20 protein-coding genes and 1 pseudogene are annotated in these 21,667 nt (G+C 58.3%); 14 read left to right on the plus strand and 7 right to left on the minus strand.

Going from position 1 to position 21,667, the window contains the following annotated elements; translation table 11 throughout:
- Nucleotides 1–37: 37 nt before the first annotated feature.
- The 4 genes from hemC to MUN84_RS07205 form a co-directional block, all read right to left on the minus strand.
- A complete protein-coding gene (gene hemC, locus MUN84_RS07190; RefSeq protein ID WP_244697260.1) occupies nt 38–979 on the minus strand; it encodes a hydroxymethylbilane synthase in 942 nt (313 codons plus the stop codon).
- A 263-nt stretch (nt 980–1,242) separates the two neighbouring features.
- Entirely contained in the window at nt 1,243–2,355 is a 1,113-nt protein-coding gene (locus MUN84_RS07195) for an ATP-binding protein (RefSeq protein WP_244697261.1), read from the minus strand.
- Between the two features lie 132 nt (nt 2,356–2,487).
- On the minus strand, nt 2,488–3,696 hold the full coding sequence (locus MUN84_RS07200) for a GlmU family protein (protein ID WP_244697262.1): 1,209 nt from the start codon (nt 3,694–3,696) through the stop codon (nt 2,488–2,490).
- A gap of 170 nt (nt 3,697–3,866) precedes the next feature.
- Nucleotides 3,867–4,112, minus strand: a complete 246-nt coding sequence (locus tag MUN84_RS07205; RefSeq protein ID WP_188556161.1) for a type B 50S ribosomal protein L31 — start codon at nt 4,110–4,112, stop codon at nt 3,867–3,869.
- A gap of 199 nt (nt 4,113–4,311) precedes the next feature.
- On the opposite strand from MUN84_RS07205, the gene MUN84_RS07210 reads away from it, so the two are divergent.
- From MUN84_RS07210 to secDF, 6 genes are all read left to right on the plus strand, one after another.
- On the plus strand, nt 4,312–4,497 hold the full coding sequence (locus MUN84_RS07210; RefSeq protein ID WP_244697263.1) for a hypothetical protein: 186 nt from the start codon (nt 4,312–4,314) through the stop codon (nt 4,495–4,497).
- Nucleotides 4,498–4,622: 125 nt separating this feature from the next.
- On the plus strand, nt 4,623–5,213 hold the full coding sequence (gene rdgB / locus MUN84_RS07215; protein WP_244697264.1) for an RdgB/HAM1 family non-canonical purine NTP pyrophosphatase: 591 nt from the start codon (nt 4,623–4,625) through the stop codon (nt 5,211–5,213).
- A gap of 316 nt (nt 5,214–5,529) precedes the next feature.
- Nucleotides 5,530–6,165: a uridine kinase gene (locus MUN84_RS07220; RefSeq protein ID WP_244697265.1), complete on the plus strand. Its 636-nt coding sequence runs from the start codon at nt 5,530–5,532 to the stop codon at nt 6,163–6,165.
- Between the two features lie 18 nt (nt 6,166–6,183).
- Complete coding sequence (locus MUN84_RS07225) at nt 6,184–6,537, plus strand: DUF4268 domain-containing protein (RefSeq protein WP_244697266.1); 354 nt, start codon at nt 6,184–6,186, stop codon at nt 6,535–6,537.
- A 313-nt stretch (nt 6,538–6,850) separates the two neighbouring features.
- Nucleotides 6,851–7,219 carry a hypothetical protein gene (locus MUN84_RS07230; protein WP_244697267.1) on the plus strand — a complete coding sequence of 123 codons (369 nt, stop codon included), beginning with the start codon at nt 6,851–6,853 and terminating at the stop codon, nt 7,217–7,219.
- Nucleotides 7,220–7,382: 163 nt separating this feature from the next.
- A complete protein-coding gene (gene secDF / locus MUN84_RS07235) occupies nt 7,383–10,376 on the plus strand; it encodes a protein translocase subunit SecDF (RefSeq protein WP_244697268.1) in 2,994 nt (997 codons plus the stop codon).
- A 540-nt stretch (nt 10,377–10,916) separates the two neighbouring features.
- On the opposite strand, the gene MUN84_RS07240 is transcribed toward secDF, so the two are convergent.
- Nucleotides 10,917–11,549, minus strand: coding sequence for a NifU family protein (locus MUN84_RS07240; protein ID WP_244697269.1), 633 nt, complete (start codon nt 11,547–11,549; stop codon nt 10,917–10,919).
- Nucleotides 11,550–11,837: 288 nt separating this feature from the next.
- Here MUN84_RS07240 and MUN84_RS07245 point away from each other — a divergent pair.
- Both MUN84_RS07245 and MUN84_RS07250 read left to right on the plus strand, forming a co-directional pair.
- Nucleotides 11,838–13,207, plus strand: a pseudogene (locus MUN84_RS07245) (sodium:proton antiporter).
- Nucleotides 13,208–13,251: 44 nt separating this feature from the next.
- Nucleotides 13,252–14,622 (plus strand): HTTM domain-containing protein, encoded by a 1,371-nt coding sequence (locus MUN84_RS07250; RefSeq protein WP_244697270.1) that lies wholly within the window; start codon nt 13,252–13,254, stop codon nt 14,620–14,622.
- Between the two features lie 64 nt (nt 14,623–14,686).
- On the opposite strand, the gene aroC is transcribed toward MUN84_RS07250, so the two are convergent.
- Nucleotides 14,687–15,763 carry a chorismate synthase gene (gene aroC / locus MUN84_RS07255; protein ID WP_244697271.1) on the minus strand — a complete coding sequence of 359 codons (1,077 nt, stop codon included), beginning with the start codon at nt 15,761–15,763 and terminating at the stop codon, nt 14,687–14,689.
- A 123-nt stretch (nt 15,764–15,886) separates the two neighbouring features.
- Nucleotides 15,887–17,371, minus strand: coding sequence for a BatD family protein (locus MUN84_RS07260; protein WP_244697272.1), 1,485 nt, complete (start codon nt 17,369–17,371; stop codon nt 15,887–15,889).
- A gap of 284 nt (nt 17,372–17,655) precedes the next feature.
- On the opposite strand from MUN84_RS07260, the gene MUN84_RS07265 reads away from it, so the two are divergent.
- The 6 genes from MUN84_RS07265 (at nt 17,656) to MUN84_RS07290 (ending at nt 21,590) form a co-directional block, all read left to right on the plus strand.
- Nucleotides 17,656–18,384 carry a ferritin-like domain-containing protein gene (locus MUN84_RS07265; protein WP_244697273.1) on the plus strand — a complete coding sequence of 243 codons (729 nt, stop codon included), beginning with the start codon at nt 17,656–17,658 and terminating at the stop codon, nt 18,382–18,384.
- A 32-nt stretch (nt 18,385–18,416) separates the two neighbouring features.
- A complete protein-coding gene (locus tag MUN84_RS07270) occupies nt 18,417–19,289 on the plus strand; it encodes a ferritin-like domain-containing protein (RefSeq protein ID WP_244697274.1) in 873 nt (290 codons plus the stop codon).
- A 187-nt stretch (nt 19,290–19,476) separates the two neighbouring features.
- On the plus strand, nt 19,477–20,217 hold the full coding sequence (locus tag MUN84_RS07275) for a ferritin-like domain-containing protein (RefSeq protein WP_244697275.1): 741 nt from the start codon (nt 19,477–19,479) through the stop codon (nt 20,215–20,217).
- Nucleotides 20,218–20,232: 15 nt separating this feature from the next.
- Complete coding sequence (locus MUN84_RS07280) at nt 20,233–20,403, plus strand: hypothetical protein (RefSeq protein WP_244697276.1); 171 nt, start codon at nt 20,233–20,235, stop codon at nt 20,401–20,403.
- Nucleotides 20,400–20,954 (plus strand): ferritin-like domain-containing protein, encoded by a 555-nt coding sequence (locus MUN84_RS07285; RefSeq protein ID WP_244697277.1) that lies wholly within the window; start codon nt 20,400–20,402, stop codon nt 20,952–20,954. Before MUN84_RS07280 ends, MUN84_RS07285 begins: the two co-directional genes overlap by 4 nt.
- A 438-nt stretch (nt 20,955–21,392) precedes the next feature.
- A complete protein-coding gene (locus MUN84_RS07290; protein WP_188556146.1) occupies nt 21,393–21,590 on the plus strand; it encodes a hypothetical protein in 198 nt (65 codons plus the stop codon).
- The last annotated feature ends 77 nt before the right edge of the window (nt 21,591–21,667 follow it).

Here is a 21,667-nt window from a genome sequence, read left to right on the forward strand (position 1 = left end):
GCCTTTTGCTTGGATAAGTACTGGCGAAGCAAGTTGCTTACGCCTCACTCCGCTCCCGGCGGATGCTATCCAGAATCTGCTGGCCGCCCCGCGCTAGTACGTTTTCAGCCACACGAACTCCCAGCGCTTCTCCCTGCGCAACCGGTGCGGTCTGGGCTTCCTCGATAAACTCCTGCCCATCTAGGCTGATGAGGCCGCCGTGCAACTGCACGTGCTGGCCATCGGCGGAAAGGGTAGCCAAGGCAAAGGACGGAATGCTGCAACCGCCTTCCATGGTGCGCAGGAAAGCCCGCTCCGTAGCCAGGCAGGCGTGGGTAGCGGGGTGGTCGAGGCTGCGGCGCAGGTGGGCTTTCAGCTCCGGGTCTAGGCTGCGGGCGCACTCAATGGCCACGCTTCCCTGTCCGGTGGCCGGCACGTACTGAGTTTCAGGCAGCACGTGGCGTATCAGCTTGTCGTACTCCATGCGGTGGACGCCGGCGTAGGCTAGCACGAGGCCGTGGTACTGGCCTTCCTCCAGCTTCCGCAGCCGGGTTTGGAGGTTGCCGCGGGCCTCGGCGGTAGTAGCATGGGGCAGAAAGCGGCGCAGCATAGCTTTGCGGCGGGTGCTGCTGGTGCCCAGCACCAGATCGGGGCGCTGCAGGTCCAGGTTCGGGTCGAAGCTCACGATTACGTCGTTTACCCGTTCCCGCTCCATGAAGGCAAGCAGCTCCAAATCGGCCGGAATGCTGCTTTGCACATCTTTGGCGCTGTGCACGGCAATATCAACGTGGCCCGTGCGCAGGCCTTCCTCCAGCTCCTCGGTAAACACGCCTTTGGCCCCAATTTTATCCAAGGAGCGGTCCAACACCACGTCGCCTTTGGTCGTGATGATGACGATTTCCGGGGTGAGGCCGGCGGCGGCGAGTTGGTCGGCTACATGGTTAGCTTGCCATAGGGCCAACTTACTGCCTCGGGTGCCAATGCGAATGGACGTTTTCAAAATCAGAATGCAGATAGTACAGATGTAGAGCGCAAATCCTTTCTTTGCCAGCGGCCACTACCCATACGGTAGCAGAACAGGACGTTGCGGTGGCTCAGAAGCCACCGGCAAAGATACGCCAGCCAGTAACGCCGACGCTGGCTATAGCTCATTTAACAGCTACTATAGCTTTTTAGCAAGCTGTATTTTCCTTCTTTTTAGCTTGTAAAGCCCCTTTTCGAGGCGAGGGTTCGACCTTAGCTAGGCAGCCCGCAATAGTTCGGCTACGCGCAGAGAAGCGTCCACGAATACCATCCGGGGTTGGCGTTGCGCTCCACATGGTAGTGGGCCTCGTTGATTTCCTGGGTTATGGGCTCGGCGTTGCGCGGCGTTACAAAGCGGCTGAAGCCCTGCACGAACTGTTGCTCCTGGGCGGGCAGGTGCGGCACTAACTGCGGATCGAGGCCGAACAGCAGCACTTTGCGCAGCAGTGTGAGGGCATACTGCAGGAACTCCTTCTGGTTTTCGCGCCCCAGCTTCTGAAATTCATCGGCCTTTTCCAGCATTTCCAGCACCTTGTTGCCGTAGCAAGTGCGCATCCACTTCGCAAACAAGTCGAAATAATCGGTGTCGGCGGGGCCGGCTGCCTGGGCTGTTAGCGCCGCCCCAATATTGCCTTCGGTCAGCTGAGCCAACTGGCGAGCCTTCACCTCGGGCACCTGCTGCTCGTCGCGCAGCCAGGCCGTCAGCTCTTCCTCAGCAAGGGCCCGCACCACTACCGGCTGCACCCGGCTGATGATGGTGGGCAGCAGTTGCTCGGGCGCGTAGCTGACTAGCAGAAATACGGTGGCGGGTGGCGGTTCTTCCAGCAGCTTCAGCACGGCGTTGGCCGCCGAGGGGTGCATTAATTCTGGCAGCCAGATGATGACCAACTTGAACTGTGCCTCGAATGCCTTCAAAGAAACCAGCTTCAGCAACTGCAGGCTTTCCTCCTTGGAAATACTGCCCTGCTTGTTTTCAGCCCCGATGTGCTGCATCCAGTCGTTGAGGCCCTGGTAGGGATTCTCTAGCACGAAGGCGCGCCATTCCGCCGCGAACTTGCTGCTGATGGCATCCTTGGTCACGGTTTTGGTCGTCGTGACGGGCAGGATGAAGTTCAGATCGGGGTGAATGAGCTTGTCGGTTTTCTGGCAGCTCGGGCAGTGCCCGCACGAGTCCTCGGCCTCAGGCGTGCGGTTTTCGCAGTTCAGGAAGGTAGCATACGCTAGGGCCAAAGCCAGCGCCGCCGAGCCCTCCGCCCCGCGAAACAGCTGAGCGTGGGCGACATGGTTGCGCCGCACGCTCCCAATGAGAAGCTGCTTAACCTGCTGCTGGCCCGGAATTTCAGAAAAACGCATCTGGACTTAATTGGGAATGAGCAATGAAGAATGAGGAAAGAACAACTGAGAAGCAGATAATGAAGCGGCTCGCACCCACAAACCTACTTGGCGCGGACACTGGTGTAGCTCTTCCTTCTTAACTCCTCATTCTTAATTAGCTTTCTCCCACACCCGGTCTTTGGCCGTGGCCTCGTACACGTGGCGCATGATGGCTTGCTCGGTTTCATCGTAGGCCAGTTGACGGCGGGCCATAACGCGCTCCGCTACCTCGTTTACTTTCGGGAGCTTGAAGGTTTCGAACCCAGCGGCGCCACCCCAGCTGAAGCTCGGGATAAAGGTGCGCGGAAAACCGGCTCCGAAGATATTGGCGCCTACCCCGACCACCGTGCCAGTGTTGAACATGGTGTTAATGCCACACTTGCTATGGTCGCCCATCATTAGACCGCAGAACTGCTGGCCGGTGTTCACGAAACGACTCGCCGAGTGGCTCCAGATTTTAACTGGGGCGTAGTTGTTCTTTAAGTTGGAGGTGTTGGTATCGGCGCCCAGGTTGCACCACTCGCCAATCACGGAGTTACCGAGGTAGCCGTCGTGGCCCTTGTTGCTGTAGCCCAGCAGGATGCTGTTGCCTACCTCACCACCAACTTTAGAATAAGGCCCGACAGTATTGTCGCCACGCATTTTGGCGCCGGCGTTGATGTGGCTGCCCTCGCACAAGGCCAAGGGCCCGCTGATAATGGCGCCCTCGTGCACCTGAGAGTTCTTGCCCAGGTAGATTGGCCCATTTTCGGCGTTCAGAATGGCAGCCCGAATCTTCACGCCCGGCTCGATAAAGACGTTTTCCGGCGCGTACACAATGGTGTGCGCATCGCCCACCGGCGCCGATTCCCTACCCTTGGTCAGCAGGTCAAAGTCGCGGCGGATCTCGGCCCCATTGCGCAGAAACAGGTGCCACACTTCTTTAATAGCCGTGACCGGCTCGGCTACTTCGCGGGTTTTCTGAAAGCCGTCCTGAATCAGCTCCGCTACTTGGCTGGCATCGGCTAGGTGAGCTGCTACCAGCATTTCCTCATCAAACAAGGCCTCGCCGGGGGCCAGCGCCTGCACCTGTTGGGTCAGCAGCTCATCGGGGCACACGGCACCGTTGATGACCAGAGCCGGACCCTGCGTATCGCCGGCCGGAAACTTGGCCTGCAGATAGCTTTCGGTGAGGTAACCTACCCGCTCGGCTCGCAGGCGATGCTGCCATTTCTCGGCCAGAGTCAGGATACCGCAGCGCAGCGCCGCTATTGGTCGCGTGAAGGTGAAGGGCAGCAGATGGGGGCGAATGGCCGGGTCGTCGAAGAGCAGGATGTGCATGGCAGAAAAGCGGTTAGCGGAAGGCGCCGGGCGGTGAGCTGAGGAACAGTGCAGCCGCCAGAGCTACGTGCAAGGGCAAAATTGGCAAATAAAAAACTCCCTTCGGGTTACAAAGGGAGTTTCTCAGAAAAACGACTGGCGAGCAGCTAACTGCCGCTTGCCTAGCAGAATTACTTCTTCTTGTAGCGGTTCATGAACTTCTCTACGCGGCCAGCAGTGTCGAGCAGTACGTTTTTGCCGGTGTAGAAGGGGTGCGACTCCGAGCTAACTTCCACCTTGATAACGGGGTAAGTTTTGCCGTCTTCCATCGTGATGGTCTCGTTCGAGCCCATCGTCGAGCGGGTTACAAATTTGAAGCCGCTGGAAGTGTCCTGAAACACGACTTCGCGATACTCGGGGTGGATGTCTTTTTTCATGGTCTGATGCCGTTTGTACCTTGTTGCCTGCCGATTTTGCGGAAGGGACTGCAAAAGTACGCGTTACGCCCGGATTTCAAAAGCCCTTTTCATCTTTTCGCCCGGCCCCCGCTGACTTGATGACCAGCGCCTTATGTTTCCGACCAGGGTTGGTTATACTTACCGCGTCATTTTCATTCTAGCCACTACTCCTACTGTTATGCTCCGCATTATTACCGTCTTATTCCTGCTCCTAGCTGGCGTCGTGCTGGTGTATGCTACCTCCCTGGCGCCGGCCGAGCCGGCTGCTTCCCCGGGCCGCCCCCCGAAAGTCGCGGCCGGTCCGGCTCAAGCTGACCGCCTACTGGCGCACTCTTGGCAAACGGTCAAAACCATGTTTCGCTAAGTCACGCCAGCTTGCGTTTTCGTCGTTTTGCCGACAACCTTGCGTTTGTGGTGCGGCGCGCTGACCCGGCGCATTCTATCTCGCCGCTGCTATTTGTTTCACCGTTTACCCGATTACCAGCCTACATGCGCCTCTGTTTCGCCTCTAATAACGCCCACAAGCTGGACGAAATCCGCCCCCTATTGCCGCCTTCTGTTAAGCTGCTGAGCTTGGCTGACATTGGCTGCCAGGACGAACTACCCGAAACCCAGGACACGCTCGAAGGCAACGCCCGCCAGAAGGCCCAGTACGTGTGGGACCATTTCGGGGTAGCCTGCTTTGCCGATGATACGGGCCTGGAAGTAGCAGCTCTGAACGGGGAGCCCGGCGTGTATTCCGCCCGGTACGCTGGCCCCCAGCGCCTGGCCGCCGACAACGTGGCTAAGCTGCTGCAGGAGCTACAAGGCCACTCGAATCGTGCCGCGCAGTTTCGGACGGTAGTGGCGTTGGTGCTACCCGGCGGCGAAGTGCATGAGTTTGCCGGCGCCGTTGATGGCGTAATTACCGAGCAGGTGCGCGGCCAGGATGGCTTTGGCTACGACCCCATCTTCCAGCCAACGGAAGGCGACGGCCGCACTTTCGCCCAAATGAGCCTGGCCGAAAAAAACGCCATTAGCCACCGCGCCCGCGCCGTAGCCGGGCTGGTGCAGTTTTTACACGGTGAGATGGTGAACTAGTGAGACGGTGAGGTAGTGCATGAGTGAAGTGTGTCATGGCGAGGAGGCAGGACGAAGCCATCCTGCTTCTCATTTGCCCGAAGCCCTCTATTATGACAAGCTCTTACCTCCGCGCCAGAGGTAAGGGTAGCACACTAGTAAGGAAGAATGGCCACGCTTCGCTCGCCAGGACAGCCTGGGCAAGCGCTTGCACCCGGCAAACTCACTCATTCACTACCTCACTAACGCACCATTTCACTATTTCACCTCTACCCCTCCGCTAGATTTCGTACTTTTGCAGGGTTGGCCCCGCCGGTACGGGCCTATTCCCACCTCCATGCAACACCCTTTCATCGTCGGAATTACGGGCGGCAGCGCCTCTGGCAAAACCACATTTCTACGCCGGCTGCTGGCCTCGTTTCCCGAAGAAGAAATCTGCCTGATTTCGCAGGACAATTATTACCATCCACGGGAAAGCCAGCAAGTTGACTCCCAGGGCGTCACGAACTTTGACCTTCCCAGCAGCATCGACTCCCAGGCCTACGCGGCCGATGTGCTGCGCATCAGCCAGGGCCTGGAAGTGCGCCGCCAAGAGTACACCTTCAATAACCCCAACGTAGTGCCCGCCGAGCTGGTGTTTCGGCCCGCGCCTATTGTGGTGGTAGAAGGTATTTTCGTGTTCTACTTCGAGGAAGTTGCCAAGCTGCTCGACCTGAAAGTGTACATCGATGCTCGGGAACATGTGAAGCTGCAGCGCCGCATCGTGCGCGACCGGGACGAGCGGGGCTATGATTTGGAGGATGTGCTCTACCGCTACACCAACCACGTGGCGCCTACTTACGAGAAGTACATCAAACCTTTCAAGCACGACGCCGACATCATCATCCCCAACAACCGCCACTTCGACAAAGGCCTGGATGTGTTGGTGTCGTTCCTGCGCAGCCGGGTGGAAATCGGCCGCTCGGTGCAGTAACCTTTCTTACCTCCACCCATGTACAGCAAAGCCGAAGCCGCCCAACTGCGCCACGCCTTCTGGACCACATTTGGTCAGTACATGGCCCCGGTGCCCTCGGCCGAAGGCGAGCCGGTCAACTGGATTAACTACCGCACCGGCCTTAAGCACGTGCAATTGCGCATGCGCACCGAGGACCGCCGTGCCTCCGTGGGTCTGGAGCTATTGCACCCCGACGCCGACATCCGGGCCCTACAATTCGAGCAGTTGCAGGCCCTGCACAACATGCTACCCACTATTCCGGGCCAGGAGTGGGAGTGGCAGCCCGAGGCCGAAGAAAACGGGCAACTTCTGAGCCGCGTGCAGCAGGAGCTGCGCGGCGTGAGCCCCTGAACCGGGAGGACTGGCCCGCCTTGATTTCCTTTTTCAAGCCCCGCCTCATAGCTCTCGACGAGTTCTGGAGCCAGGCCCGCTACCCCCTGGAGGACTTGATGTAATCATTGGCGACGGTTTCGGGCTACCTACTATGTCCTTCCGAGCGGGAGCGAGAAATCTGAGTTACTCATTAGCGGCTGACTCAGATTCCTCGCCCCACTCGAAAGGACACGTGCTTTTCACGGGTTTCAGTGCAGAGTTCTTCTCCGGCATATTGCTTTTGCGGCTCCGGAGGCAAAAAGCTATATTTGTAGCTCTTACCCCGAACTCGTTGCTTTCCTTCTCCGCCCTTTTACCTCGTCTGCGTTTCGCCCTCATCACAGCTACCTTGCTGATGGTGCTGGGGCTGAACCATCAGGCCGTAGCTACGCTGCGGGTGCTGCCTACGGGTGGTACTACCCGGGTAGCGGCAGGCCCGCGGGCGGCGGTGGTAAAGCAACGCGTCACGCTCGAAGCTACTTCGCCGCTTGGGTTCTTTGTGGCTCCAGCGGCCGATGCGTGGCTTCCGGCACCCCTGGAACTGCCCTTTGCGCAGTGGCTGCCGACTTGCCTCGCGGGGCCGCGCCCCTCTCCTAGCGCCGTGCCGGACTGGTTTCGGGTGCGGCTGTTGGTTGCGGCTCTCTCGCCCCAGGCTCCCTAGCGGCCGGGGCCTTTTGTGCTGTTGTAGATGACTGGCGGGTTGTGCTCTTGCTGATGCAGCCCCCGCCCTTTTTAGGCCGCCGTGCGGCCTTCTGATCACTACTCTTCCGGGTCCGGCTTTTGCGCATCAGCGCCTCCCCCACAAGACATCAACTACTTATTTCATGCGTAATAAAGGACTCATCATTACGCTGACGCTTCTGGTGTCGGCGTTGTGCATCTACTTCCTCTCGCTGACCCTCGTGTCGCGCGGGGTGCAGAAGGATGCGGCGCGCTACGCCTCGCGTAGCGGCCAGATCAACGAAAAAGCACGTCAGCACTACCTCGATTCGGTGTGGCGGGCGCCCGTGTTCGGACCCCTTACCTACAAGGATGTACGGCAGTCGGAACTGGGCTTGGGCCTAGACTTGAACGGCGGCATGCACGTAACGCTGGAGGTTTCGCCGGTGGAAATCGTGCGCGCCATGAGCGGCAACTCCAAAGACCCCGTGTTTAACAAGGCCATCGACCAGGCTCAGGAACTGCGCAAGACTAACCCGTCGACGCCCTTCACGACCCTGTTTGCCCAGGCCTTCCGCGATGTAGCGCCTAACGACAAGCTGGCCCGCGTGTTTGCTAACACCACCAATAAGAGCCGCGGTATCGACATCAACTCGACCAACGAGAAGGTTATTGGTGAAATTAACAAGGAAGTGGAAGAAGCCATTGACCGCTCCTTCAACATCTTGCGCACCCGTATCGACAAGTTCGGTACCAGCCAGCCCAACATTCAGCGGGTAAAAGGCACGGGCCGCATCCAGATTGAGCTGCCCGGCGTCGACAACCCCGACCGGGTGCGGAAGCTGGTACAGGGCCAGGCTAAGTTGGAGTTCTGGGAAGTATGGCGTCAAGATGAATTTGCGCCCTACCTCAACCAGCTCGACCAGGTGCTGAACGCCAAAGAGCAAGCCACGGCCACCACTACCCCCGCTACGGCCGCCGCTACCACCACTGATAGCACTGCTACGGCCGCCGCTACCACGGCTGGCGACACAACCTCCCTGGCTAGCCAGCTCGCCAAGAAAAACACCAAGTCCACGGCGAAGGCCGACTCGGCAGCGGCTCCTACGAAAAGTGTGCTTGCTAGCCTGTTCACCATGCCCGGCACCTTGGGCGCCAATATCCGCGACACGGCCCGCGTGAATGCCGTGCTGCGCAGCCCCGATACTCGCGCCGTGTTGCCTTCCAACCTCACCTTCATGTGGGGCGTGAAGCCCGATGTGATTGAAGGCCAGGAGTATTTGCAGCTTTACGCCATCCGCAAAAGCCGGGAGGTTGAAGCCCCGATTGGCGGCGAGGTAATCAGCGACGCCCGCGGCGACTTCGACCAGATGAGCGGCCGCGCCGAGGTATCGATGCAAATGAACCCCGGCGGCGCCCGCAAGTGGCAGCGCCTCACCGCGGCCAACATTGGCCGTCAGGTAGCCATTGTGCTCGATGACAACGTGTACTCAGCGCCCGTAGTGCAGGCTGAAATTGCGGGCGGCAACTCCAGCATTTCCGGCAACTTCACCATCGAAGAAGCGCAGGACCTAGCCAACATTCTGAAGGCTGGTAAGCTGCCCGCTCCTACCCGCATCGTGGAAGAAGCAATTGTGGGTCCTTCCTTGGGTCGCGAAGCTACCAACCAGGGTCTGTTCTCGGTGATTGGTGGTCTGGCTATCATCATGCTGTTCATGGCCGTGTACTACGGCCGCGCCGGTCTGGTAGCCGACGCCGTGCTGCTGTTCAACCTGTTCCTGATTATGGGCGTGCTGGCCCAGCTGTCCTTCGCCCTGACCCTGCCGGGTATTGCGGGCCTGCTGCTGGTAATTGCGGCCTCGGTTGACGCCAACGTACTGATTTTCGAGCGGATCCGGGAAGAACTGGACCACGGCCTGCAACCCACCGATGCCATCAACAAAGGCTACTCGCGCGCTACTACCGCCATCTTCGACTCCAACGTAACTCAGTTGATTATTGCCCTGATTCTGGGCTTCTTCGGCACGGGTCCGGTGCAAAATTTCGCCATTACCCTGGGTATTGGCGTGTTTACCTCCTTCCTGGCGGCCGTGTACGTATCGCGCCTTATCATTGAGCGCATGGTGAAGAACGGCAACACCAACCTGAGCTTCAGCACTTCGATTTCGCGTAACCTGTTCAAGAACATCAACCTCGACATTGTGGGCAAGCGCAAGATTGCCTACGCCTTCTCGACGGTGTTTATCCTCATCGGTTTCGTGCTGATGTACCTGCAGGGCGGCCCCAACCTGGGCGTTGACTTCCGCGGGGGCCGCGAGTTTATCGTGGACTTCAACAAGCCGGTAGTTGCTTCCGACGTGCGCGACCTGCTGACCAACCAGTATTTCGGGGGCGCTGGCACGGAAGCCAAAACCTTTGGTGCCGACAGCCGCCTGCGCATCACAACGGGCTACCTAGCCAACGACGAAAGCGTGGAAGCCGATAATAAGGTGCAGTCGGCGCTGCTGACGGGCCTGAAAGCCAAGTACGGCGCCGAAAACCCAACTATCAAGAGCTCCTCGAAGGTAGGAGCTACCATTGCCGATGACATCAAGCGGACTTCGGTATTGAGTCTGGGCCTGACCTTGCTGGCCATTTTCGTGTACGTGCTGCTGCGCTTTGAGAAGTGGCAGTACTCGATGGCGGCGGTAGTGGCCCTGTTCCACGACGCCCTGATTGTAATTGCCTCCTTCCCGATTGCGCGGGCCCTGGGCCTGAACTACGAAATGGACCAGGTGTTCGTGGCGGCCGTGCTGACCACCATCGGTTTTTCGATGAACGATACCATCGTTATCTACGACCGAATCAGGGAATACCTGCGCGAAAACAAGCACCTCACTTTCGCCCAGGTAGTAAACCCGGCCCTGAACAGCACGTTCTCCCGCACCATGATTACGTTCACGACGGTATTTTTGGTGATGGTGGTACTCTACATCTTCGGCGGCGAAACGCTTCGCTCGTTCTCCTTCGCCATGATTATCGGTATCATCTTCGGTACATATTCCTCGCTGTTCATTGCCGCGCCGCTCATCCTGGACACCTACGGCCGCAAGGAAAAGGAGCGCCTCAATACCTCCACCGACGCCGACGCACCCAAGCTGAGCACGGCTCAGGTGTAGCTTTGTCGTTAGGTAATAGTTGTCGGTTGCTAGCGTTGCAACCAACGGCTACTACAAAAAAGCCCGGCCTTATGGTCGGGCTTTTTCTTTTGTATAATCCAGTAACCAAGAACCGTTTCCAACCCTAGTGCTGCTTGTGGGGGTAGGCGCTAGGTACCAGTTATTAATGAAATAAGAACTGTCCTTCCGAGCGGAGCGAGGAATCTGGGTTAGCCTCCCGTGAGTAACCCAGATTCCTCGCTCCGCTCGGAAGGACAGGTTGAGCCGTATTTCTAAAGAGTAAGAGCAAAATAATAGAGAGGCAACATAACGCTGAACGTCCTGCAGAGGCGCAGTCGAAGCATCTCGCTCGAATCATTGGGTAGCATTGCAGCCTCAGCACGCCAGATGCTTTGGCTTCCCTCTGCAGGACAACTCTTCTCCTTATAGGGTGCATCCATAAACACCAAATCACAAAAAAGCCCGGCCTACTAGACCGGGCTTTTTTGTGATTTGGAATCTGTGACGCTGAAACTGGTAGCGCCCAATGCTCAGTATAGCTTAGAAGCTGGCGGTAACGCCTTCGGCTACTACCTCTTTCACTTCAGGTACCATGCGCTTGAGCAGGTTTTCAATGCCCGATTTCAGGGTAACGGTAGCGGAAGGGCAGCCGGAGCATGAGCCTTGCAGGTTCACGGTTACGATGCCTTCGTGGTAGCTCTTAAAGGTGATGTTGCCACCATCTTGCTCCACGGCGGGGCGCACGTAGTTATCGAGCAGGTCGATGATTTTCTGGCTGGTTTGCTGGTCAGCTTCCGAGGCGTCGCCGGTGGCGGCAGCCTGCTGGGCGGCGCGCTGCTCGGCGGCGGGGTCCACGGTAAAAATGGGGCCACCGGCTTCCACGTACGACTTCAGGAAGGTGCGCAGCTCCGGAATCAGCTGAGCCCACTGGTGCTCGGTGGTTTTGGTGATGGTCACGAAGTTCTGGGCAATGAACACGCGGCCCACATAATCGAAGTTGAATAGCTCCTGGGCCAGCGGCGAGTTAGCGGCGGCTTCCAGGTTCGGATAGTCCACGCTCACCCCATCTGCTAGCAGCTGGGTGTTGAGCACGAACTTCATGGATTCGGGGTTGGGGCTGGCTTCGGCGTAGATAGAAACCGGCGCAGCGGGGGCAGTGAGTTGTTCAGCCATGTTTGAAAGACTTGGAGACACGCGGGAGAAAGTCGGCCGAACAAGTAACGGCCGGACCAGATAAACCGCCTCGGGCGGCAATGGTTACAAAGGTAACCGAATGTAGGAACAAGAGTTGCCGACCAGAAGTGCACTTTTCAGATGTTGCCCTGACATTGTAGGTCTTGGGTAGCCTGACGTAGGTAGCCGCGCTAGCAAGCTGCCTACGTCAGGTTGCCCTAAACTCGCGGAATCAAACCCGGCTACTCCAGCCATAGATGCCGGTTGCCCGTAGCTTTACCGGTGTCTATGACTTATCCGCTTCTTCTCTCTGCTGCTGCGCCACCGGCCTGGCCGCTACTGCTGCCTTTCTTCGGGTTACTGGCTCTAATTGCGACCGGGCCGTTATTGTTTCCTCACTTTTGGGAGCGGTGGTATGCCCACGTAGCCGTGGGGCTAGGTTTGCTGATGTTGGGCTACTACGGCTTGGTCCGGCACGATTGGCACACGGCCGTGGAAACGCTGGCCGAGTATATTTCTTTCGTGGTGTTGCTCACGGCCTTGTTTGTGGTGGGTGGCACCTTGTACTTGAACATCAACGTGCCGGGTACGCCGGGCCGCAACGTGCTGCTGCTGGCGGTGGGGGCTCTGTTGGCATCTGTGGTGGGCACTACGGGCGCTTCGCTGATGCTGATCCGGCCGTTTATCCGGCTCAACGACCAGCGAATTCGACCCTACCACATCGTGTTTTTCATCTTCGTTGTGAGCAATGCAGGCGGCCTGCTCACGCCCTCGGCGACCCACCCCTGTTTATTGGCTACTTGCGCGGGGTGCCGTTTTTCTGGACTACTCAGCATTTGCTTATTCCCTGGCTGCTAGCCAATGGGCTCCTGCTGCTGCTGTTCTGGCTGCTGGATCGGCGCACAGCCTTCCCCGCCCCGCTGTCTCGCAGTGAGCAACGGCGGGCCCATTCCAAAAAAGGACTACCCCTCTACGATTTCAACGGCCGCTACAATTTCCTGTGGTTGCTGCTCGTGCTGGGGGCTGTTTTTCTAAACCCCAGTCAAATTTCTTGGTTACCGACCTTGCCCATAGCCGGACTGAACATCTCCTTTGTACGCGAAACTATCCAGCTCTTGGCGGCTTGGGGCTGCTACCGCACAGCGCACCCGAAAGCGTTGGCAGCGAATCACTTCACCCTGGGCCCTATGCGGGAGGTAGGGTTTCTCTTCTTCGGCATCTTCCTGACCATGATGCCGGCCCTGCAAACCGCGGCCCAGGTAGCGGCTGATCCGGCCGTGGCAAGTCGGCTCACTCCGGCGGCGCTGTACTGGCTGACGGGCGTGCTGTCGGCCTTTCTGGATAATGCGCCTACTTACGCTTCCTTTCTGGGGCTGAGCTTGGCCGGGCACCAGCTTGATTTCGCCCAGGCCAGCGCCGTGCAGCACTTTGCCGCCGACGCGGCCACGCAGCCGTTACTGCGGGCCATTTCCAGTGGGGCCGTGCTGTTCGGAGCCCTCACCTATATCGGCAACGGGCCTAACTTTCTGGTGCGCGCCATTGCGGAGAAGGAAGGCGTGCCCATGCCTAGCTTCTTCGGCTACATTGGCCGCTATGCCCTGCCCTACCTGCTGCCGGTGCTGGGCATTATCAGCGGGTGGCTGCTGTGGGGCTCCTAGCAGCGGGCAATCCGCAGCCGCTGAACGCGCGTATGGCAGGTGGTATGCAGGCACGCCTAAAATTCGCCCTTTTCCGACCCGTTGCTATTGCCTGGCTGGTGTATTTCCGGCTGGGAGCGGGCTTTCTGATGGCTCTGGAGCACGCCGGCGGGTTGGTGATAGGCCGGGTGCGCAACTATACCGAGCCACAATTTCACTTCCGCTACCTCGGTTGGGAATGGCTGCCCGCCCTACCCGCGCCCGGGATTTACGCCGTGTACGGGCTGGTAATACTAGCCGGCCTGGCCGTGGCAGCAGGCTGGCATTACCGCCTGATGGCCGCGCTGCTAAGCCTGGGCTACGTGGCCTTGCTGCTGCTGGAAGAAACCGAATACATCAACCACTTCTACCTCTACGCCCTGCTGGCGGCCGTTCTGGCTTGCCTACCCGCCCACCGCGCGGCCTCCGCCGATGTACGGGCCGGGCGGGTAGCACCCGCGGCTACTACCCCCGCCTGGACCCGCCTAGTGGTGCTGTTTCAAGTGAGTTTGGTGTACCTCTTTGCGGCGCTGGCCAAGCTCAACCCCGATTGGCTAGCGGCCCGGCCCTTGGGCATCTGGCTAGGGGCCAAAGCGCACTACCCCTTGCTGGGGCCGGTGCTGGCGGCGGCTCCCACGGCTTGGCTGATGAGCTACGGCGGGCTACTATTCGATGCGTTGGTAGTGCCCCTACTCCTTATCCGCCGGACCCGGCCGTGGGCGTTTGGCCTGGCCGTGTTCTTTCACCTGACCAACGTGGTAGTGTTTGGACTGGGTACGTTTCCCTGGTTTTCCTTGCTGCTGACCAGCCTGTTTTTTGCCCCCGATTTCCCGCGTCACCTCCCGGGGTTCGTGGGGCGTTGGTTTCGGCAGCGCCTCCTGCTTGCTGACGCGGAAACTGATGCGGGGACGCAGGTTTTGCCGCACTCGAAGTATTCCCAACACTGGCTACTGGCTGGGCTGACCTTTTACCTGCTTGTGCAGCTTGCGCTGCCGTTGCGCTACCTGCTTTATCCTGGTCAAGTTCATTGGACCGAGGAAGGCCACCGCTTCAGTTGGCACCTAATGCTGCGCACGAAGTCGGGGTCGGCGGTTTTCCGGGTGCGCCTGCCCGATGGCCGCGAGGAAGTAGCACTTCCCGCTACCTATTTAACCCGCAACCAAGCAAACAAGCTCACCCACAGCCCCGACCTGATCCTGCAGTTTGCCCACCTGCTGGCCCGCAACTACCAGCACCGTGGCCTCCGTCCCGTTGCCATCTACTGCGACTCGTGGTTGAGCCTGAACGGACACCCGCCCCGCCCGCTAGTCAGCCCACAGCTGAATCTATTGGGTTTGAAGCGCAGCCTAAAGCCGTATCCGTGGATTGAGCCAGCACCAGCTACGGACACTAGGTGAAATTACCCTTCTGGCCACAGATTGGAACCGGATTACTAGTTTCTCTCCTTGGAGCAACCGTAATCTACACCCGGTTGGCCCGGGCCCGTAGCAGCATATCGGCCAGCACTAGACTGGTCATGGCGTCCACGATGGGTACGGCGCGGGGTAGCACGCAAGGGTCGTGGCGGCCGCGGCCGGCGAGGCTAATGGCTTCACCCTGGTCGTTGATGGTGGCTTGGGGCTGCAGAATGGTGGCTACCGGCTTGAATGCCACGCGGAAGTAAATATCCTGCCCGTTGCTAATGCCACCCTGAATGCCGCCGCTATGATTGGTGCGGGTGCGCACCTGCCCGGCTTCGTCGGTATAAAACGCGTCGTTGTGCTCGGAGCCGAAGAGCAGCACGCCCGCAAACCCTGAGCCGTACTCGAAGCCTTTCACGGCGTTGATGCTGAGCATGGCCCGGCCCAATTCGCTGTGCAGTTTGTCGAACACTGGCTCGCCCAGCCCGGCCGGCACCCCGCGTACTACCCCCGTCACCAGGCCGCCTACCGTATCGTGCCGGTCGCGGGTTTGGCGGATAAGCTCGGCCATGCGCTCGGCGGTTTCGGGGTGGGGGCAGCGCACGGCGTTGGTTTCAATCAGGCTTAGGTCTAGCTGCTCGTAGCCTACGGGCACAGCCACTGCCCCTACCTGCGAGACGTAGCTGCTCACCCGGATGCCGTGCTGCTCCACCAGTTTTTGCGCTACGGCCCCGGCCGCCACGCGCGCGGCGGTTTCGCGGGCCGAGCTGCGGCCGCCGCCGCGGTAGTCGCGCCGGCCGTACTTCTGGTCGTAGGTGTAGTCGGCGTGGGAAGGACGGTAGGCGTGCTCAATGTGGGAGTAGTCGTGGCTGTGCTGGTCCTGGTTGCGAATGAACAGGCTGATGGGCGTGCCCGTCGTGTAACCCTCAAAAATACCCGACTGAATTTCGACCCGGTCGGCCTCTTTGCGCGGGGTGGTCAGGTCGCTTTGCCCCGGCCGGCGCCGGTCGAGGGCAGTCTGAATGTCGGCTTCGGTTATGGGCAGCCCCGCCGGACACCCGTCCAGCACTACCCCTATTCCCGGCCCGTGCGATTCTCCGAAGGTAGTGATGCGAAATAGGGTGCCGAAGGTGTTCATCTGGTAAGCTGGTAAAATGATGAGGTAGTGAGTTTGCTATTTAGGCTGTACCACCGGCGCAAGTAGCACAGCAAACTCACCATTTCACAATTTCACTAGCTCACCGGCTACCATTTCCGCGCTTTACCTTCTAGCTCGCCACCACCCAATGCCGGCCATCATGAGCAGGGCCACTACCACCATATTGGCGTATCGGCGCACGTCTCGGTAAGTGTCGCGCGGATGCGGGGTAGCATCTGCCTCGGGCAGAGCCGTACGGTAAAATGGGTCGTCTAGCCGCGCGCGGAAGGTGGAATCAGTACGTACGGGTCCCCGCACTACCGGCTGTAGCTCGGCCCGCAGTGTATCATAGCGCGCGGTGGCGGGGTTAAACACGACCACCTGAAACAGTGTGTCGAGGGCTACGGGGCCGGGCCGACGAGCCACCAACCGGAACTGGAAGCTCTTGCGCCCCCCTACCCTCCCGCCCTCGCGGGTAAGCTCCTGCTGCACCTCCGGGCCGTACACCTCCAGGGCCTCGGAAGCGGGCGGCGCCTCCAAATTAATAGCCGCTAAGTTTCCTTCTCCTTCCACGGTGAAGGTGTATGTGAAGGCCTTTCCCGTCTGAAAAGTGGTGCGGTCAATGGCCTCCTTTACCTCGTAGCTGCCTACTGGCACCTGGTCGCGGAGCGGGTGAGCAGGCAGGGGCTTCACTGGAATAGTCCGGGCCGATGAGTAATAGATTTTATAGCCTGCCAAGCGGTTATCAAGGCCCGGTGCTGGCTTCTTAGCCACCTTATACTTCACCATTTGCAGGGCCACGGCCGGAAATGTGAGGGGCTGGGTATTTAGTGGGTACAACTCAGCCTCCCACAGCCGGTAGCGCAGGAAGGGCTTGCCGCCTACAGTCACGTTTTCAGGCAGCACTTCTTGCTCATTAAAGCTTTCTTCCCACACCGTGCGCTGCCGAAGCTGACGGATGATGCTGGGGAGCTGCTGGGCAAAGTTGTAGAAGTTTAGCACGGCCTGGTCTTGCGGGGCCAAGTAGAAGTACAGCCCCACGTGCACACCTTCGCCCACAAACACGCTGTTTTTATCCGGCACTACAGCCAGAAAGGCCTGGTCCTGAGGCTCCACGTATTCCTGAGGTTTGGGCTTACCAAACAGCTTATCCAGCAACCCAATGCCCTGTAAAGGGCTGGCCCCGGGCGCCGGCGGTGCGGGCACGGCGGGCGTAGTAGCGGCCTGCTGGGGATTAACGCGCAGGGTAGCTCCCTCCGAGCGAACTGCAAGGCCGTTGACCGTCATGCTAAAGGGCTTTAGCGTGAAGGTGCCCTGCGCAAAAGCGGCGTAGCGCTGCGTAATGGTCAGCTCCGTAGAGCTTTGGCCATTTACTGTGCGCGTGGTAGTAGTGCTAGACTTGCCGCTTTTCTTAAAGCCCTCAATTTCTGGAAAGGCGGAATAGCGTTCCAGCGGAGCGCCCCGCAGCCGAAAGCTAATGGTGTAGTACTCGTTGATGGGAAACACCGACTTGCCCAGAACAATGTCAGCAGTCGGCGGCTGGTTCTGCCCAGCGGCCAGACCACACCCTACCCATAGCACGCCCAGAAGAAGTAAGAAAAAGCGCATGAGCTATTCACAACAAGTCAACTTGCCAAAGCTAGAGAAAACCGGTGTTAGTGCCAGGTAAAGGGCCTTCACTGCTCAGCTTTGCTTGTACCCCTTCCATGGTTACAGAACTCGGCTTATAAGATTTTGGCTTTTTTAAATCCATAGATGAACCTAGGTCGTAATTCCCCTCAAAACCACCCTCCACCTTTTGGTTGCCCCAGTTTATGGGGCTTGCAAAAAAACCGCTCCGTTGCGGGTGGCTTCGTATTGCCTTCACTTTTTTCACCCAACCCATCCTTGCTATGTCCAACATCACGCAAAAAGGCAGCGACGAAGCGGAATTCGCCAAGCCGCTGTATACGCCCATCAAGCGTCGCTCCTTCTTCATGTATGCCGGCGCTACTGCCGGTGCTACCGCTTTGCTGCTCTCGGGCTGCGATGACGATGACGAGAATGTAACCACTCCAACGACCACCAGCACGGTAAACTTAGGCTCCGGTGACGTAGGTGTGCTGAACTACGCTTACGCCCTGGAGCAGTTGGAAGCTGCTTTCTACGCTCAGGTAATAGCCAACTTCGCATCCGGGTTTACTGCTGATGAGCGCACTGCCCTAACGGCCATTGCCCGGCACGAAGCCATTCACCGCGACTTCTTCAAGACTGCTATTACGGGGGCGGCCGCCTCACAGATCATTCCTGGTCTGACACCTAACTTCAGCGCCGTTAACTTCTCCGACCGTGGCTCGGTACTGGCTACCGCCAAAACGTTCGAAGACTTGGGTGTAGCTGCTTATAATGGCGCTGGTGCTCTTATTCAGAACCCGGCTTACCTCGGCGTTGCTGGCAAAATCGTATCGGTAGAGGCACGCCACGCTGCTTATATCCGCGACCTGATCAGCAATGGCACTTTCGCTGACAACACAACGGTTGACTCTAACGGCCTAGATAAGGCCATGACGGTAGCTCAAGTACTTACCGCTGCTCAGCCGTTCATCCGCGAAACCATCAACGGCAGCAACGTCGGTAAATAACCTTCTCCTCTCACATCTGACCACTGAATCATATGAACCTGTTTCAAATAATTACCGAGCTAGAGAAGGTTGATCCAGAAATTGCGGATCGTCTTACCCACCGTCGTAGCGCCCTGAACGCGCTAGGTAGCTTCGGAAAGAAAGTAGCATTGGCTGCTGCCCCCATTGCCATCGGATCTGCCTTCAACAAGGCTGTTGGCCAGAACACGCTAACCGCCGTTAACGACGTCCTGAACTACGCGCTGCTGCTGGAGCGCCTGGAGTATGCTTTCTACGATCAGGCACTAAGGGCCCCTACCTTGGCGGCTAACCTGACTAGCGGCTCGGCCGCTCGCGGAGCCATCGAAACCATCCGGACTCACGAGTTGGCACACGTAAACTTGTTGACGGCTGCCCTAGGCTCTGCTGCTGCCGCGGCTCCTACCTTTGATTTTGGTACTACCGCCTTCAGCAACTACGCATCGTTCCTGACGTTTGCTCAGGCCTTCGAGGATACTGGAGTACGAGCTTACAAAGGTCAAGCTGGCAACATCCCCCGCACGCTGAACCCCACTGTAGGTGGCACTCAAGTGAACCTGCTGACGGTAGCGTTGCAGATTCACTCAGTAGAAGCTCGTCACGCAGCTCACATCCGCTACATGCGTCGTGGCGCAACAGCTGGTGCTCAGACCACTATCATGCCGTGGATTGTAGGTGCTGAGTCTAATGGTGCTCCTACTCCGGTTTATGGTGCTGGAGTTCCAGCCGCTAACTTCCCAGCAGAAAGTAACATCATGCAAGCTGGTCTCACCCTCACCACGGGTATCGGTGCTACTTACACCGAAGCCGATGTAAGCGCTGCTTTCGATGAGCCGCTCGATAACACGACGGTAACTAATATCGCACGGTCGGTAGTTAAGTTCTAAAAACTACCGTTTGCGTCTAATTAAGGACGGCCCTCTCGGGGCCGTCCTTTTTTGTGTTTTTGCCCGCACGCAACCTTTCGGTGCGGCCGTTACTCTTCGTAGTGGTGCATCCCGGTTTATCGGAGTACCTTTGTTAATCGGGAAGTTGCGGCCTGCGTTGGGCTGCTCCCCGCCGAGTTACTACCGCATGTCTGACTCTGCTTTCTCCTTTTTGGGGCGTACGTTGCGCCGCCGTTCTTTTCTTCGCGTAGCGGGTGCTACTGCCGCTTCTTCTGCCCTGGTGCTAGCTGGCTGCGGCAGCGACGATACGGAAACCCCAACTCCTACCACCCCGGGCGCCCTCACGTTTTCCAACGACAATCTGGGTTTGCTCAACTACGTGTACCTGTTAGAGCAGCTGGAAGCCGCTTTCTACCAGAAGGTGGTGAGTAGTTTCCCCCTCGATTTTACGGCCGCCGACCGGGCCGCTTTCATAGATCTGCGTGACCATGAAGTAATTCATCGGGAAACGTTGAAGTTTGCGCTAGGCTCAAATGCATATGATGCCAATGCTGGCACCAACGCATTGGTATTCAACTTCACTTCTCTTGCTCTTACCAGCCGGAGCGAGGTGTACGCTGCCGCCCGTACCTTGGAGGATGTGGGCGTAGCGGCGTACAATGGCGTTGCCAAGCTGCTTCAAATTGCTCCCGACGGTAGCCACCTTACCTACTTGAAGCTGCTGGTAAAGCTGGCTTCGGTGGAAGCTCGCCACGCGGCTTTTGTGCGCGACCAAGTTCAGGCCTCTTCCTTTGCCGATGCCGATGTAGTGACGGCCACTGGCGACCTAGCCGGGCTGGATATCGTGAAAACTCCCGTGGAAGTAACCGCCCTCATTGCCAAATACGTGCCCATAACGCTAGTGGCCACGTCATTGCCTACTATCTAAGCTGCGCCTGCCGTTATGGATTTTCTGACTTTCCTGTCTCGAATTGCCGACCTTTCTCCTGCTACTACCACCCCGACCGACGACATATCGGTGCGGCGAGTGGCGCTTACCCGCCTAGGCAAGGTAGGCGCCCTGCTACCAGCGGTAGTAACGGCGTTGCCTACCCCGCAGAAGCTAAGCTGTTGAACACCACCGTTCTGGATGTAATAAAGCTGGCGCTTACCCTGGAATACTTAGAAAGCGAGTTTTACACTCGGGCGCTGGCCCTGCCCAATGCGGCTACCTTCTTCGGTTCAACTGAGAACCGGACAGCCATTCAAACCATTGCCACCCACGAAAATCAGCACGTAGCGTTGCTGCAGCGCCTGCTCACCGAGGCTGGTGCCGTAGTTCCCGCCAAGCCTAACTTCGACTTTACTGGCAGTAAGAACGGCGCCCAGCCGGCCTTATACCCGGATGTGTTTACCAACCTAGATACTTTCCTGAGGGTAGCGCAGCTGCTTGAGGATGCCGGGGTGCGGGCCTACAAAGGACAGGTAGAGTTTCTGGTATCGGATAACTACCTGCTGGAGGCCTTTGTGCGCACACACTCCACGGAAGCTCGTCACGCCTCCCATATCCGTACCATGCGCCGGCAGCGTGGGGCCGTGGTTAAGAGCTGGGTAAGCCCCTCTGATGCGGCCATTACCACCGCCGGCACCACCCCGACAAGGCGTACGCCGGCGAGGCTGCCGTAGTACAGTATACGCCCGGCCCACGTGCCGTTCCCTTTGAAACCACGCTACCTATTAACGTGGGCGACCCACTATTAAGCCGGGAAGCTCTGCTGGCTAAGGTTGCAGAAGCATTTGACGAGCCCCTGGATGCGACTACCGCCACTGAGCTGGCGCTGTTATTTATATACTAGCAAACACGCGAAAACAGGCTGCATATTTCGTTTTCTGAATTCTTCTCAAAAAGGGACGCCTCGGCGTCCCTTTTTTCGTGGCCTTCTGGAACCGATTTGTAGAGGCGGCTGTCTGACACTTGCACTCAGGATTTATTTTTTTGTATCTTTCGACAAAAGACGCAAAAGAGCCCCGGTACAGTTAAGCTTTTTTTAACTGCTTTCGTACACTGCCCCGACCCACCTAATGAACCGCTCTTTTACCATTTAGTGAAAACCAACTTCACCCATGCTCGAGTACGCTAAAACCATTCTGCTCAAAGTGAGCTTCGACAAGATTCTCTTCGAGAAGGAGCTACGCAAAGCCCTCCGCACCTTGGTGCCGGCAGAGCTTTCGGAGTTGAAAGCTTGGTGCTACCAGCAGTTCTCCGCCCTGTACCGCCGCATCCTGAACCGTGTGTTCACCCAGCCGACGGTTGCCGCCTAACCAACCCATTTCTTTCCACACGCCGGAGCCGGAAGTCGCTTGCCTATGGGCAGGCCTGCTTCCGGCTCCGGCGTGTT

Source organism: Hymenobacter sp. 5516J-16 (assembly GCF_022919335.1).
Taxonomy (GTDB): Bacteria; Bacteroidota; Bacteroidia; order Cytophagales; family Hymenobacteraceae; genus Hymenobacter; species Hymenobacter sublimis.